This window comes from Perlabentimonas gracilis (assembly GCF_011174675.1).
In the GTDB taxonomy this organism is placed as follows: domain Bacteria; phylum Bacteroidota; class Bacteroidia; order Bacteroidales; family Tenuifilaceae; genus Perlabentimonas; species Perlabentimonas gracilis.
The window spans coordinates 1-15,366 of the sequence record NZ_JAANIG010000015.1 but is presented as its reverse complement, the minus strand read 5'-3'; the positions used below and the strand labels follow the sequence as shown (position 1 = coordinate 15,366).

Genomic DNA, 15,366 nt, shown 5'->3' with positions numbered 1-15,366 from the left:
CCAAGCGCGTATTCAACAGGCCTACGCTTTTTGGTACTTGGCAAGAGCATCGCACAGGTCGGTGTAGTGATGCTCAACAATATGCTTTAACCAGTAGGTGTACTTCTGGGGATTAGCCTCAATATCACGCTTCAGGTTGGGTAGGGTCATCCAAGTGTAGCTTTCCACCTCATCGGCATGGGGATTGGGTTCACCTTCGAAAAAGCCTATGTATATATGATCTATCTCGTTCTCAGTTAAACCATTGTCGAAGTCGATACGGTAATGAAATTTTTCTACAAACTCCAACTCGGCATCAAATCCCATCTCCTCCATTAACCGCCGATGTGTAGCTTGCTCCATATCCATGCCCTGGGGTAAATGGCTGCAACATGTATTTGTCCATAACCCTGGCGAGTGGTATTTACTAAGGGCACGCTGATGCAGCATTAGCTCACCTGCCGAGTTAAAAATAAATATTGAAAAGGCTCTATGCAGAAGCCCCTCTACATGTACCTTCAGTTTCTCATCGTACCCGGTTACATTATCGCTTGAGTCTACAATTGCTATCTGATTAGTCATGCTAAGATATTTTAGGATGTATTACAAATATAACTAACAACAACTGAAAGCCAAAGAATGTTAATTGCACCACCCAAAATCAATCTGAATAATTACCGTACAATAATTTCGAGTTATTAACAGTTTGATGTTGATATAAAGCAAGCGCAATAGCAGTACCTTAGGCGCATTATTTGTATTTTTACATGAAAATTAAGCCGAAAACTATGTTTGCAAAATCGTTACGAGCACTTGCCGCAGCCACACTTATTGTAATGGGTTGTGCTACAATGGCTCAGGAAACAGTTTACCATACGCATCCCGATAAGTACCTACGCAACGGAATCGACCTTTTCGAGAAGGGAAATTTTGCCTCTGCGCAAAAGCAGTTCGAGCTAGCCACTAAGCATGCCAACAGAAATGAGTTGCATATTAAGGGCGAGGCTGAGTATTATAATGCCCTATGCGCCATTGAGCTATTCAACGAGGATGCTGAGTACCTGATGCGTACCTTCATAAATAGTTACCCCGATAACCAAAAAGTTAACTTAGGATATTTTGAGCTAGCCAAACTCAGGTATCGTGAGCGTAAATATAAGGATGCTATTTACTGGTTCGGCCAAACAAACCGTAATGGACTAGACAGTGATCAAAAGGCCGAATATTTGTTTAAGTTGGGGTATAGCCATTTTATGCAGGATAACTTCGACCTGGCAGGCAGAGCCTTTTTTGAGATAAAGGATACTCACAATAAGTTTGCAGCCCCTGCTACATATTACTACTCGCATATTGCATACGACCAAAAGAACTATGCAACGGCTCTACGAGGGTTCGAGAAGCTAAGCAACGACGAAACTTTTGCTCCCCTAGTACCCTACTACATCTCCCAAATTTACTACCTGCAGAGGCAGTACAGCAAGGTAATTGAATATGCTCCTCCTGTACTTGAGTCGGCCAATGCCCGACGGGCTCCTGAGATTGCCCGCCTAATTGCCGAATCGTACTACAGGCTGCGCCAGTACGAAAAAGCCATACCCTACATTGAGCAGTTTGTTGAAAAAGCCACCTCGCTCACCCGAGAGGATAACTACTTAGTAGGATTTATTTACTATAGAAATTTCCGCTTCGACGAAGCAGTTAAATATCTCGAGCGTGTTCCTACCGAAGAGGATATCCTTAGCCAAAATGCATACTACCATTTGGCCGACTGCTACCTTAAGCTCGACCAAAAAGCGAAAGCACGCCAAGCATTCTCCATGGCCTCAAAAGCCGATTTTGATCTCGACATAAAGGAAGATGCTCTTTTCAATTTTGCAAAAATTACCTACGAAACCCTATACAATCCATTTAACGAGGCAATTGAAGCATTCCAACTGTATATCCAGCTATTCCCAAACAGCCCGCGGATAGATGAGGCTTACAACTACCTTGTTTTAGCCTACAGCAACACAAAAAACTATAGGCAGGCCTTAGAGTCGCTCGATAAGATAACGACTAAAGATGCCTCCATCAGGCGAGCATATCAACGCGTTGCATTCTACCGAGGCATTGAGCTATTCCAAAACCTTAACTTTGAGGAGGCTGCCGAAAAGTTCACCCTATCGCTTAAGTACCCCGAATTTAGCGACAGGCTGCTTGCGCTAAGCCTATACTGGAGAGGGGAGTCGTACTATAGGCTTGAAGATTTTCAGAAAGCGGCCAACGACTACGACCAGTTCCTACTCTCGCCCGGCGCCTTCGACCTGCCAGAATACCATTTGGCTCATTACAATCTGGGCTACGCCCACTTCAAGCTAAAGAACTACGACGACGCCATTGTTTGGTTCCGCAAGTTCGCCACGCTTACCAACAAGAGCAAGAACCAGTTTCTTGGCGATGCTTACAACAGAATTGCCGACTCATACTACATCCAACGCAGGTACTGGGTTGCATTAGACTACTACGAGAATGCCATTAACACCAATACCATAGATGTTGATTACGCCATACTTCAGCGAGGAATTGCCTTTGGCTTGGTTGACAGGCCACAGAAAAAAATTGAGGAGCTGTTAGGCCTTGTAAACAGATACCCCAACTCTAACTATACCGATGATGCGCTGTTCGAACTAGCCGAAACTTACCTTGCCCTAAACCAAAGCGAAGAGGCTGTTAAGCAGTACTCGCGCATTCAGCAAGATTTCCCAGGCAGCTCATACTTTGTGCGAGCCCTGGTTCAACTTGGTATTGCAGCCTATAACAAGGAGGACTCCGACAACGCAATGCGTTACTACAAAAGAGTAGTTGAGGAGTTTCCCGGTTCGGCTGAAGCAAAGAATGCGCTGGTTGGCATTCGGAACATTTATGTTGACATGGGGAATGTTGATGAGTACTTCTCCTATGCCTCAAATCTGGGAAGCTTGGGCAATGTAAGTATGGCCGAGAAAGACTCGCTATCGTACATCTCAGCAGAGCGAATATACATGTCGGGCGATTGCGAAAAGGCAGTTCAAAACCTATCAAAATATCTGGATGAATTTCCCCGAGGCAGCTTTGTGCTGAATGCCCATTTCTACATGGCCGACTGTCATCACCGCAATGGCAGGCTCGATCAAGCCCTAGAGTCGTACTCGCAGGTAGTACAGAGGCAGAAAAACCCCTTTACCGAACAAACCCTACTTGCCTCATCGGCTATCTATATGCAGCAAAAGAAATACGCCGATGCCTACGAAGTATTTAAACTACTTGAGACACTTGCCGATCTCAAATCGAGCCTACAGGAGGCACGTGTTGGTATGCTACGCACGGCCAAATATTTAGAGCGCCACAGCGAGGTGGTTGAAGCTGCCAACAAGGTGCTTATTACCGATAAACTACCTGGTGAGATTGAGCGAGAAGCTCGCTTTGCCAAAGCAAAATCGCTGCTTGAGCTAAACAGAACCCCTGAAGCATTCGATGAGTTTGCCCATGTCTCAAACAATTTGAAAACCCAAGAGGGAGCCGAAGCCAAGTACCGAATGGTTCGTATATATTTCGACTCGGGTGAGCTTAACAAGGCCGAAGATGAGGTTTTCAACTTTGCCGAGCGAAATACTCCACACCAGTTCTGGTTAGCAAAAAGTTTTATGATTCTGGCCCAGATATACGCCAAACGCGACGACTTTTTCCAGGCCAAGGCAACACTCCAAAGCGTAATTGACGGTTATACCGAAACCAACGATGGAGTAATTGATGAAGCATCGAAGCTACTCACCCAGCTAATTATCAAAGAAAAAGAGAAACAGCAGGGCAGTAAAAACGATACCATTCAGCTCCAGTGGGGCAATTAAAACATAAAGTACAGGTACACCTTTTAAACAAGTAAGCTAAGCACTATGCAAAATAAAACAGCAATCATCATACTGGGAGTCATCGTCACTTCGCTTTTTAGCTGGGTTGATGTGTACGGACAGCAGGACAAACTAACACAACAGGTTCAAGTTGTTAGACCTTACGAGCCAAGCATCTCCGATGCTTTTAAACTCAACATGCTCCCACAAATTGAGGATACCATCCGGATTACTCCAACCTTTTCGTACAACCTTACCCTAAGGCCGGTAACGGTAGATTTCCCCGTAAACCTGATTTCACCTGCTAGAATGGTGGCAGAACCCCTAACACGAGCCAGCTGGGGCTACGTAAAGGCTGGGTTTGGAAACTACGCCTCGCCCCTTGCCGAGGTTTACTACTCAAGCACACGACAAAAAGATTACTCCTATGGTGCTTCGCTAAAGTACAACGGTTCGTTCGGGAACATTAAGCTCGATAACGATGAGAAGGTAGATGGAGATTTTCACCACTTTGGCATTGGTGCCTTTGGCAAAAAGATCTTTAGCAAGTCGGTTCTCGATGGTGGAATCGATTTCACAAATTTCAGCTATGGCTTTTACGGGTATGATACAACACAAGCAGCACTGCCTATACCGTCGGATGTTGAAAGGCAAAAGCAGCAAAAGTTTAATGTTGGACTTAACTACTACTCTACCCACAGCGACTCAACACACCTAAATCATATGGTTAACGTTAGGTTTGCCAACTTTGCCGATAAATTCTCCAATAGTCAAAACACCATTGAGCTAAAAGCAAGCTTCGACAAGTTCTTTAAGATTGAAAAGGTTGGTGCAAGCCTCAGCATAAAGCATCATTCGGGTGAGTTTAACCTTACGCCTACAAAACAAACCCTAATAAACTTCGCCCCGTGGATTGGACTGTTTGGTAAGCAATGGAGAACCCAAGCAGGTGTTTCCACAACCATAGAGGTTAACGAGTGGGGTACCAAAACCCACTTCTACCCCATTGCATTGCTATCGTACGATATAATTGGAAACTACTTTATCCCCTACTTTCAGTTTAATGGCTACCTTAAAAACAACCACTACTCAGAGGTGCTTGCTGAGAACCCGTGGGCTGTACCTGGTATAAATATGGCAAATACAAGCCATAAGTTTATCCTTAAAGGAGGGATAAAGGGGAACCTAAGCCCTAGGGTAGCATACAATATCTCAGGTAGCTACTCGCTTATCGACAGTGCTTACTTCTTTGTGAATGCAGTTGACCCAAGCAACCTATTCCTAAGCAATAGCTTCGATGTAATTTACGACAACATTCAGCATACTCACTTTGTAGGTGAGCTAACCATTGCCCCAACCACCTCGCTAAAGCTGGCACTGCAAGCCGAGTATAATACTTACGAAATGAACGAGCTGGAGAACCCCTGGCATAAACCCAACTATGCAGGAAGAGCCACACTATCGTACAACCTAAGAGATAAGATCTTGGTGCACGCAGGGCTAATCCTCGAAGGGAAAAGGGACATCAAAGGCTTTAATGATGAAGTTATTGAGATTGATGGAATTTTGGATGTAAACCTAGGGCTTGAATATAGACTAAACAAAAGGGCTTCGGCCTTCCTTAACTTCAACAATATTACTGCTAACCGATACCACCACTGGTACTTATACCCAACCCAAGGATTTAATATGCGCGGAGGAATTACCTATGCTTTTTAGGCAGCTAGCTCTCAATAAATTTACCCTTAAACTACACTACCCTCACGGTATTTTATGGCGCTGATTTTTAGAGACTTAAAAACATATTTTTAGCTCAAAAAAATCCCCCAAAATGGGGGATTTTTTAATATTATTGCTATCTTTGGAAGTATTTTTCTGATCAACTAAAATTATTGATTTTCAGTGACTTTATCTATAGGTCTGCACTGTATTATTTGAATTCAATTTTATATGGATAATTTAGAAAACGAGAAGTTGGTAAATGGCCCAATTATAGAGGGCAAGCAGTACTCTGCTGAAAGCATTCAGGTTCTTGAAGGGCTTGACGCTGTTCGCAAACGCCCTTCGATGTACATTGGCGACACAGGCAGCAGAGGTTTACACCACTTGGTGTACGAAGTGGTTGACAACTCAATTGACGAAGCTCTCGGAGGCTACTGTTCAATAATAGAGGTAGACATCAACGAGGATGGCTCAATTACCGTTACCGATGATGGCCGGGGTATTCCAGTCGATTACCATGAAAAGGAGAAAAAATCGGCCCTAGAGGTGGTTATGACGGTACTCCACGCTGGAGGGAAGTTCGATAAGGGCTCCTACAAGGTATCGGGGGGGTTGCACGGAGTGGGGGTTTCATGCGTTAACGCACTCTCAAAAGTACTTATAGCCGAGGTTTACCGCGATGGGAAAATATGGAAACAGGAATACAGTAAGGGCGCTCCCCTTGCCCCTGTAGAGCAGGTTGGCGAAACCGACAAATCGGGAACCAGAATTACCTTCCTCCCCGACGATACCATCTTTACCCAGTCAACCGATTACAGCTTCGAGATTCTTGCATCACGACTTCGCGAGCTGGCATTCCTAAACAAAGGGGTGCGCCTTAGCATCCGCGATAAACGTGAGCTTGAAGAGAACGGTAATGGTGGTAAATTTCGACACGAAGAGTTTTACTCTGATGAGGGGCTTAAAGAGTTTGTTGAGTTCCTTGATGGGACACGCGAATCGCTGATTGAAACCACAATCTACATCGAATCGAACAAAAACGAAGTGCCTGTTGAGGTGGCCATGCAGTACAACACCTCATTCTCCGAAAATATCCACTCGTACGTTAACAACATCAACACCATCGAGGGAGGTACCCACCTCACCGGTTTCAGAAGGGCGCTAACCCGCACGCTTAAGAAATATGCCGATGAATCGGGTATGCTATCGAAGCTGAAGTTCGATATTAGTGGCGACGATTTTAGAGAGGGGCTTACGGCAATCATATCCGTTAAGGTTGCCGAGCCTCAGTTCGAAGGGCAAACCAAAACCAAGCTTGGTAACTCCGAGGTTAGCTTGGCCGTCGATCAGGCGGTAAGTGAAGCACTCAGCAACTACCTTGAGGAAAACCCTAAGGATGCCCGTAGCATTGTTCAGAAAGTAATTCTAGCTGCGCAGGCTCGTCATGCAGCCCGAAAAGCTAGGGAACTAGTACAGCGAAAAACAGTTCTCTCCGGCTCTGGTCTACCAGGTAAACTTTCCGATTGCTCTGAAAAAGATCCAGCCCAAACCGAACTATTCCTTGTTGAGGGTGACTCGGCAGGTGGAACAGCCAAGCAGGGTCGTGATCGCCGATTCCAAGCCATCATGCCGCTGCGTGGTAAAATCCTGAACGTGGAAAAAGCTATGCAGCATAAAATCTTCGAAAACGAAGAGATTAAGAATATGTTTACCGCCCTTGGAGTTTCCATTGGCACCGAGGAGGACAGCAAAGCCTTGAATCTGGAAAAAATTAGATACCACAAGGTAGTAATCATGACCGATGCCGATGTGGACGGTAGCCACATTGCAACTCTTATTATGACCTTCTTCTTCCGCTACATGAACGACCTGATAAACGGTGGTTTCCTTTACATAGCAACTCCTCCTCTTTACCTCATCAAAAGGGGTAAGGAAGAGCGTTACTGCTGGAGCGAAGAAGAACGCATTCAAGCAGTTGATGAGCTTGGTAAAGGCAAAGAAGGATCGGTACACATACAGCGGTACAAAGGTTTGGGAGAGATGAATGCCGAGCAGCTGTGGGACACCACCATGAACCCCGAAACCAGAAAACTCAGAAGGGTTACCATTGCCAGCGCTGCTGAAGCCGATAGAATCTTCTCAATGCTTATGGGTGATGAGGTTCCTCCACGTCGGGAGTTTATTGAGAAACACGCAAAATATGCCAACATCGATATCTAGGTAACAATTGCTCTTGGCTGCACATCAATCAGCAAACTACTTCACAAAAAAGATCGAATTAGTCTCGATCTTTTTTTGTATTCTCCTCAATCATAAGTCTAGCTATTCCTATAAATATGTTTGTGCAAATACTCGGCAGTATAGCCTTTCTTGCCAAGAATAACCTCCTCTGGGGTTCCCTCGCAAACAATTTCTCCACCTTTTGCACCTCCTTCGGGACCAAGGTCGATGATATGGTCGGCCACCTTAATTACATCCAGGTTATGCTCAATAACAATTACAGAATTCCCCTTATCCACTAACAGGTTTAAAACATTGAGCAGCACGCGAACATCCTCGAAGTGTAATCCGGTGGTGGGCTCATCGAGAATATACAGGGTTTTTCCCGTATCACGCTTGGCCAGCTCGCTGGCCAACTTCACGCGCTGGCTCTCGCCTCCCGATAGTGTGGTAGACTGCTGCCCAAGGGTAATATATCCTAAGCCAACATCCTGTAGCGTTTTTATCTTCTGAAATATTGATGGGATATTCTCAAAAAAGATAACGGCTTGGTTTATGGTCATGTCGAGCACTTCGCTAATGCTCTTGCCCTTGTACTTTACCTCTAGGGTCTCACGATTGTACCTACGTCCATTGCAACCCTTACAGGTTACGTACACATCGGGTAAAAAGTTCATCTCAATGGTTTGCACACCAGCCCCCTTACAAACTTCACATCGTCCCCCCTTCACATTGAATGAAAAGCGACCCGCCTTGTAGCCTCTAATCTTAGCTTCGGGTGTCATTTCAAAAAGTTTACGGATATCAGTAAATACCCCTGTATAGGTTGCTGGGTTCGACCGAGGTGTTCTACCAATGGGCGCTTGGCTCACCTCCACTACCTTATCGATATTATCTAATCCTTCAAGTGATTTGTACTGTAAGGGCTCGTCCATTGCTCGGTAAAGCTTTTTGCTTAGCGCCGGATGAAGGGTCTCGTTTATCAATGTGGATTTTCCGCTACCCGAAACGCCAGTAACGCAGACAAATTTGCCCAAAGGAATTTTTACGGAGATATCCTTAAGGTTATTTCCTTTTGCTCCCACCACGGCAATACTTTTCCCATTACCCTTACGTCGCTTTTCTGGAATTGGAATTTCCAACTCATGGTTAAGGTACCTGGCCGTAAGCGATTGTGTTGACGATACCTCCTGAGGCGTTCCCTGGGCAACAATTTTACCTCCTTGCCGGCCAGCAAGGGGGCCAATATCCACAACGTGATCAGCCGAAAGGATCATCTCCTCGTCATGCTCCACCACAATAACGGAGTTGCCCGAATCGCGGAGCTGCTGAAGCGATTCAATTAGCCTAATGTTATCGCGTTGGTGCAGCCCTATGCTTGGCTCATCGAGTATGTAAAGCACATTTACAAGCTTGGAGCCTATTTGCGTAGCAAGCCGAATGCGCTGGCTTTCGCCTCCCGACAGGCTTGCAGCCCCACGGTTGAGCGATAGGTATCCCAGTCCAACATCGAGCAGAAAGCTAACACGCTCACGAATCTCTTTCAATATCTCTATGGCTATTGCTCTTTGCTTTGGATTTAATCTATCCTCAAGGCCTTGCAACCACTTGGCCAGCTCTTCAATATCGAGATTTGCAACATCTGAAATGCTTTTACCATCAATTCTAAACCAACCCACTTCGGGCTTAAGCCTAGTACCCTCACAAATCGGACACACCACGTGCTGTATGAATTGCTGTGCCCACTTGGGGCCTCTACCATTCATCTCATCGTTATTATGGTAGCTGTGAATGTAGCTAATAACCCCCTCGAAGCTTAGAAAGTAATTTGACCTTACCCCAAGTTCGGCATTCTTTAAGGTGAATTGTTCTTCCGATCCGTATAGTATCACATTCATAGCATCCTCGGGGATATTCTCAATGGGATCGTTAATGGTGAAGCCATACTTTGACGCAATAGCCTCGAGCTGCCAAAAAATTAGTGTGCTTTTATAAGGGCCTAGAGGTTGGATTCCGCCCTTTTTAATGCTCAGCTTAGTATCGGGGATTATGCGCTTCATATCGGCCTCTGCAACCGTGCCCAATCCATTGCAACGGGGGCATGCCCCTTTGGGGGAGTTAAACGAAAAAGTATGGGGTGCTGGCTCCTCGTAGGCAATGCCAGTTGAAGGGCACATTAGGTTGCGGCTGTAGTATCGGCTAGCATCAGCATCCATATCAAGGACCATAATGGTACCCTTTCCCTGGCCCATCGCTGTATTTATTGATGCTGACAACCTTTTGGTATCATCACCAGTTACCTTTAGCTTGTCGACAAGAAGTTCTATGTAATGCGTTTTGTATCTATCTAGCTTCATGGCAGGGCGAAGCTCTGTAATCTCCCCATTAATACGGGCATACAGGTACCCCTTTTTCCTGAACTGCTCAAATAGTTCTCTGTAGTGCCCCTTGCGACCTTTAATGATGGGGGCTAGGACTGCCACCTTTTTGTCCTTAAAGTTTTTTACAATTAGCTTAACAATCTGCTCGTCGGTGTACCGAACCATCTCCTCTCCGGTATTCATAGAGTAGGCAATGGAGGCACGGGCGAAGAGCAGGCGCAGGAAATCGTAAACCTCAGTAACGGTACCAACTGTGGAGCGAGGATTTCGGTTAGTTGTTTTCTGCTCAATGGAGATAACGGGGCTTAAGCCTGTGATTTTATCCACATCGGGTCGTTCCATAGTTCCCAGAAACTGGCGAGCGTATGCCGAAAGCGTTTCAATGTATCGCCTCTGCCCTTCGGCATATATGGTATCGAAAGCTAACGATGACTTGCCACTGCCACTAAGGCCAGTAATTACTGTTAGCTTATTGCGTGGAATTACAACATCTATATTCTTGAGATTATGAACCCTAGCGCCCTGAACATCAATTTCGAGCGCTTCTCCTTTTTGTGGCGTCATCATTTAAAATAAATTCAAGTAGTAATGCAAAACACCTTTAGTAAAGAGGCTTATGCAAAAAAGTATGGAAACTAATACGAACCGTATGCAGATTCTCTAAACCCTGTTTCGGGAATTTTAATACTATAGGACTGCCCTCTCTTATTGGTTAAATAGCTCTCGCGTAGCCAAGGGTTATAGAGCTTTAGCATCTTATAGTTAGTATTAAAATGCTCAGCAAACTGGGCAAAACTAGTAACTGCCGAGTCAACCTCCACTTCAAAGAATTTAAGGGGCGGATAAAGCTCGTCGGGCATTAAGTGAAAGCCGTAAAGCTCGGGATGCTCAAAGATGACTTTAAATGCCAGAATGCGGAAAAGGTACCGACCCGTTTCCTCACCCAATACCATGTCGTAGTAGTTGTTGTTGCCTTGTCGAGCCATTTGCCTATTTATACCTGTTCTGCCAAAATTATACGATGCTGCGGCCATGGTCCAGTTACCGTAATTATTATAGCTACGAATCAAAAAGTCGCAAGCAGCATAGGTCGATTTCTCAATATGATATCGTTCATCAACCTCATCGTTTACCTCCAGGTTAAGCTCCCTACCTGTTGCCGCAAGTATTTGCCAAAACCCAACGGCTTGAGCTGGCGAAACAGCCTGGGTTAAAGCACTCTCGGCTACTGCTAAGTACTTAAAGTCATCGGGGATACCTTTCTCCTTAAGGATAGGTTCAATTATTGGGAAATAACGATTTGCTCGCTTTAGCAGCAGAACCGTTTGTGAATGCCAATAGGTGTTAACCTGTAGTTCCCGGTCAAGACTCTCACGAACATCAAATTGATGAATGGGTACCTGCTCTCCCGCAAACGAAATGGCTTTGGGTATTGGCACCTGATATACGGGATTCTGAATACGCAACGTATCCGATTTTGACAATAATCCGTAGGCACCAGAAAAGCCCGATTTACTTGGAATAATTAGGGCTACAGCAATTGTTGCAACAACCACCAGCGTAAAGGTGATAATAAAAATTCTTTTTAGGGGTATTTGATTTGCTGACATGTACATTTACTTTTTTGGAGGAATATAATTAAAGGTCTAATTTGTCAAAAAATTACCGCGTTCGTTATAGATCCGGATAAAATTATCGATTGATCTATCGTATCCCTTCTCAATATCATCGGGAAAATAGCAGGCAGGCAGCTGTCCCATTTTACGATGGTAGGCAATACAATCGCAACAAACCCCTTTCCTAGAGCATGGGTAGGTACAATTACATCGGCCAATATTTGAATCCTTTTTACAATCCATAGGTTTCAGTTTTGAGAACCTACAAAATTACCAAATATGGAAGATTAATCCTAGCAAACCATCAACCTAACCATGTATATAAAATCTAATTATAACGCCTTAATGTTCTGAATTTTGTATATTGTATGGCAACCATAAAACGCTGAGATGATGCAAAAGTTATGCTTGCTTATTCCTGCCTTACTAATCTGCTTTCAGGGGCTTGGGCAGGAAGATCCCTTTGCAAAGAGACGACAAGCGATGGTTCGTACGCAGATTAGCGCACGAGGCATTAAGCACAAGGAAACGCTGTGGGCAATGAGTAAAGTTCCTCGGCACGAGTTTGTCCCTGCAGCTTACCGTGCATCAGCCTACGACGATAGGCCCCTACCCATTGGATACGGCCAAACCATTTCGCAGCCCTACATTGTTGCATACATGACAGAGCTAGCTAACCCATCACCTGGGATGAAAGCTCTCGAAATTGGAGCAGGTTCGGGCTATCAAGCAGCTATTCTGGCCGAAATTGTTGATTCGGTTTACACCATTGAGATTGTACCTCAGCTTGGACAATCGGCTTCCCTGGTGTTGAAACAATTAAATTACCGAAATGTTGAGGTTCGGGTTGGTGATGGTTACCACGGATGGCCCGAGAAAGGGCCCTTTGATATTATTGTGGTTACAGCCGCTGCCGATCATATTCCTCCGCCGTTAATAGCGCAACTCAAGGATGGTGGAACTATGATCATTCCTGTTGGATCACCATTCCAAGTTCAGCAACTTATTTTAGTTAAGAAGAAAAGGGGAAGCATTACTACCCGAAGCCTTTTACCTGTTCGATTTGTGCCCTTCACACGAAGCACCAATTGATGAGAGAAAAAATCTCCATATTACTAATATCTATTGCCATCATTGGATTTCAGCTGGCTATCGTAAATGTTCTATCGTACAGCCAGTGGCACCATTTTGCCTATCTGGCAGTGTCCATTGCTATGCTAGGATTCGGTTCGTCGGGTGTAATTATCGCTATTTGGAGAAACTTCTTTTTAAGTCGAATTCTATTCGTGCTACCCATTCTGTTTCTTACTACAGGCCTTTCAATGATCTTGGCTCCGTTGGTAATTAACTCCGATTGGCTACGTTTCGACACCCTGCTCCTTTTCTCCTCCTTTAATCAGCTACTCAAACTTTTTGGCACCAGCATCATTCTCTTTATCCCGTTTGTAACAGGCGCGCTGGCTATAGGCCTTTTCTTTACAGCCTATAACCATCAAATAAACAAGTTGTATGCATATAACCTTGGGGGTTCTGCACTCGGAGGTGTTTTAATGATCTGGCTTTCGAACGAGCTTTTCCCAATGCACCTTGCCAGCATATTCGGATTAGCAGCAGTACTAGGCGCTCCATTGATTAGATTTAATAAATCAACCATAGTTCTTACAACCCTTACATTAGTCATTGGTTTGCTTACCCTATGTATACAGCCTAGCATTCCTTTCACCTCTCAGTATAAACCCTTAAGCAAAGCTCTTCTAATCCCCGATACTGAGGTTTCGAAGCAAACGCCTTTATCAAAAGGCACTCTTGAACTAATTACCTCAAACAGCATACGACAAGCCAACGGGTTAAGCCTTAACTACATTGGGAAAGTTCCGCTAGTAGACATAGCATTCCTAAACGCTCAACCATATTTTGCTTTTGAGAAGGAAAAGAGTGATTCCTCATTTTACCAATCGACAGTTTACGCACTACCCTATTTACTAAACAGCAATGGGAAAACCTCATTACACATTCAACCCAGCAGTACATTTTTCATATCACTGGCAAATGTCTTTGGTTACACACCCAATGTAATCGAACCCATTGAGTTTATTGCCGATTCGCTCACAAATTACCCTTTACTATATGGTGGCGTTAACATTAAGCAAAGCTATCCCCGCCAGATTCTACATAAGTCTTCAAAAGAAAAATGGGATATTATCTCGTTCCCCACAGCTGGAAACACAGGCAACTCTGGACTAAATGCTCTAATGGAAGATTATCTTTTTACTACAAACACCGCACTAAACTCATTCAACTTGCTTGAGGATGGTGGGTTCCTAGTATTATCGTCAGTAATGGATAACCCAGCTCGTAGTAACCTTAAGCTGATTTCTCTGGTCACTGAAACACTTCGCACCCTACAACTAGAACCACATCAGCACATGCTATCCATAAGGACTTGGAATACGCTACTTGTAATGATAAAAAGGAGTCCATTAAATCTAGATGAAATAAGTAATACAAGAGAATTCTGCAAAACGTTAGGGTTTGACTTGGTTCACCCCTACGATAGTTCACAGCATAATATCCTTATGGACGAGAACTTCCAACATATTTCTAACCTTCTTATAGCAGATAGCTACAATAACTGCATCACTAACTATCCTTTCAACTTGCGAGCACCTAGCGACAATAGCCCTTATTTTTCACAATTCGTAAAACTATCTCACTTTAAATACTATATCAATGTATTTGGGTTTGATAGTTTTACTTACCTAGAGCTAGGTTACTTTATTGTTTGGGTAAGTTTTATTATTTGTCTAATTATATCATTAGTAGCTATAATAATTCCGTCTTTAGTGAAATATCGTAGTGAAGATAAAGCATACTGGATTTACCTATATTTTTCCTCTATTGGATTAGCATATATGATGCTTGAGGTTGTATTTATTCAAAAGTCAATTCTCACCTTAAACAATCCAATAATGGCAAGTTCCATCGTTATAAGTAGCTTGCTTTGCTTTTCAGCTGTAGGTAGCTATTTGTCTTCGATCATTAAACTCTCTAGAATTCCACAAATACTATTTGTGATTGGACTTTACATTATTTTGTACAGTATATTAAGCGATAATATCATAAACCATATTTCGAGCTACGATTTGGGAATTCGAATTCTATGTGTAGTTGTAACAATTTCTCCACTTGCTTTCTTTATGGGTATGGTATTTCCAATAGGTATGCGAATGATCACAAAGAGATCACCTAATCAGATTCCTATTGCATGGGGAGTAAATGGTTTCTTTTCAGTACTTGCAGCACCACTTGCTACCATCACTGCTGTTGAATATGGCTTTTACCAAGTACTAGCATTTAGTGCTATTCTCTATATGGCTTGCATTCCATTAGTATACAAAAGGAGCAGATTGCTATAACAAAAAACACCGAGCTATACAGTCGGTGTTTTCTAAAAAAATCTATACAAAAAAAAAGCCCCGATACGCTCGGGGCTTTGAAGGATGGCGGCGACCTACTCTCCCACCTTTCGGCAGTACCATCGGCGCTGGTGGGCTTAACTTCTCTGTTCGGCATGGGAAGAGG

The 15,366-nt window shown here is 44.0% G+C and carries 9 protein-coding genes and 1 rRNA gene; 5 read left to right on the top strand and 5 right to left on the bottom strand.

The genetic code is table 11. From position 1 onward, the window contains the following. Window positions 1-21: 21 nt before the first annotated feature. Complete coding sequence (idi, locus tag G8O23_RS08275; RefSeq protein ID WP_166363673.1) at window positions 22-561, bottom strand: isopentenyl-diphosphate Delta-isomerase; 540 nt, start codon at window positions 559-561, stop codon at window positions 22-24. A gap of 206 nt (window positions 562-767) precedes the next feature. On the opposite strand from idi, the gene G8O23_RS08270 reads away from it, so the two are divergent. The 3 genes from G8O23_RS08270 to gyrB all read left to right on the top strand — a co-directional run bounded on the left by G8O23_RS08270 (window position 768) and on the right by gyrB (window position 7,787). Further along, window positions 768-3,845, top strand: a complete 3,078-nt coding sequence (locus G8O23_RS08270; RefSeq protein WP_166363671.1) for a tetratricopeptide repeat protein — start codon at window positions 768-770, stop codon at window positions 3,843-3,845. 45 nt (window positions 3,846-3,890) lie between these two features. Continuing rightward, window positions 3,891-5,564: a TonB-dependent receptor gene (locus G8O23_RS08265; protein ID WP_166363669.1), complete on the top strand. Its 1,674-nt coding sequence runs from the start codon at window positions 3,891-3,893 to the stop codon at window positions 5,562-5,564. A gap of 231 nt (window positions 5,565-5,795) precedes the next feature. Next, window positions 5,796-7,787: a DNA topoisomerase (ATP-hydrolyzing) subunit B gene (gyrB, locus tag G8O23_RS08260; protein WP_166363667.1), complete on the top strand. Its 1,992-nt coding sequence runs from the start codon at window positions 5,796-5,798 to the stop codon at window positions 7,785-7,787. A gap of 98 nt (window positions 7,788-7,885) precedes the next feature. On the opposite strand, the gene uvrA is transcribed toward gyrB, so the two are convergent. The 3 genes from uvrA to G8O23_RS17700 all read right to left on the bottom strand — a co-directional run bounded on the left by uvrA (window position 7,886) and on the right by G8O23_RS17700 (window position 12,027). Then, a complete protein-coding gene (uvrA, locus tag G8O23_RS08255; protein WP_166363665.1) occupies window positions 7,886-10,732 on the bottom strand; it encodes an excinuclease ABC subunit UvrA in 2,847 nt (948 codons plus the stop codon). Between the two features lie 71 nt (window positions 10,733-10,803). After that, the gene (locus G8O23_RS08250; RefSeq protein ID WP_166363663.1) at window positions 10,804-11,778 is read right to left on the bottom strand and encodes a lytic transglycosylase domain-containing protein; all 975 of its coding nucleotides are present in this window, start codon (window positions 11,776-11,778) and stop codon (window positions 10,804-10,806) included. Window positions 11,779-11,814: 36 nt separating this feature from the next. Then, on the bottom strand, window positions 11,815-12,027 hold the full coding sequence (locus G8O23_RS17700) for a DUF6485 family protein (RefSeq protein ID WP_166363661.1): 213 nt from the start codon (window positions 12,025-12,027) through the stop codon (window positions 11,815-11,817). Window positions 12,028-12,177: 150 nt separating this feature from the next. Here G8O23_RS17700 and G8O23_RS08240 point away from each other — a divergent pair, with 150 nt between their 5' ends. Together G8O23_RS08240 and G8O23_RS08235 are read left to right on the top strand one after the other, a co-directional pair. Continuing rightward, the gene (locus G8O23_RS08240; protein WP_166363659.1) at window positions 12,178-12,876 is read left to right on the top strand and encodes a protein-L-isoaspartate(D-aspartate) O-methyltransferase; all 699 of its coding nucleotides are present in this window, start codon (window positions 12,178-12,180) and stop codon (window positions 12,874-12,876) included. Beyond that, window positions 12,876-15,200, top strand: coding sequence for a spermidine synthase family protein (locus tag G8O23_RS08235; RefSeq protein WP_166363657.1), 2,325 nt, complete (start codon window positions 12,876-12,878; stop codon window positions 15,198-15,200). The genes G8O23_RS08240 and G8O23_RS08235 overlap by 1 nt, the downstream gene beginning before the upstream one ends. An 82-nt stretch (window positions 15,201-15,282) precedes the next feature. Here the strand turns inward: G8O23_RS08235 and rrf are convergent. Further along, window positions 15,283-15,366, bottom strand: a 5S ribosomal RNA gene (gene rrf, locus G8O23_RS08230); the annotation flags it as partial.

Coding starts and splice junctions, on each gene's coding strand:
- idi (WP_166363673.1), bottom strand. CDS start 561: ATGACTAATCAGATAGCAATTGTAGACTCAAGCGATAATGTAACCGGG.
- uvrA (WP_166363665.1), bottom strand. CDS start 10,732: ATGACGCCACAAAAAGGAGAAGCGCTCGAAATTGATGTTCAGGGCGCT.
- G8O23_RS08265 (WP_166363669.1), top strand. CDS start 3,891: ATGCAAAATAAAACAGCAATCATCATACTGGGAGTCATCGTCACTTCG.
- G8O23_RS08250 (WP_166363663.1), bottom strand. CDS start 11,778: ATGTCAGCAAATCAAATACCCCTAAAAAGAATTTTTATTATCACCTTT.
- G8O23_RS17700 (WP_166363661.1), bottom strand. CDS start 12,027: ATGGATTGTAAAAAGGATTCAAATATTGGCCGATGTAATTGTACCTAC.
- G8O23_RS08235 (WP_166363657.1), top strand. CDS start 12,876: ATGAGAGAAAAAATCTCCATATTACTAATATCTATTGCCATCATTGGA.
- gyrB (WP_166363667.1), top strand. CDS start 5,796: ATGGATAATTTAGAAAACGAGAAGTTGGTAAATGGCCCAATTATAGAG.
- G8O23_RS08240 (WP_166363659.1), top strand. CDS start 12,178: ATGCAAAAGTTATGCTTGCTTATTCCTGCCTTACTAATCTGCTTTCAG.
- G8O23_RS08270 (WP_166363671.1), top strand. CDS start 768: ATGTTTGCAAAATCGTTACGAGCACTTGCCGCAGCCACACTTATTGTA.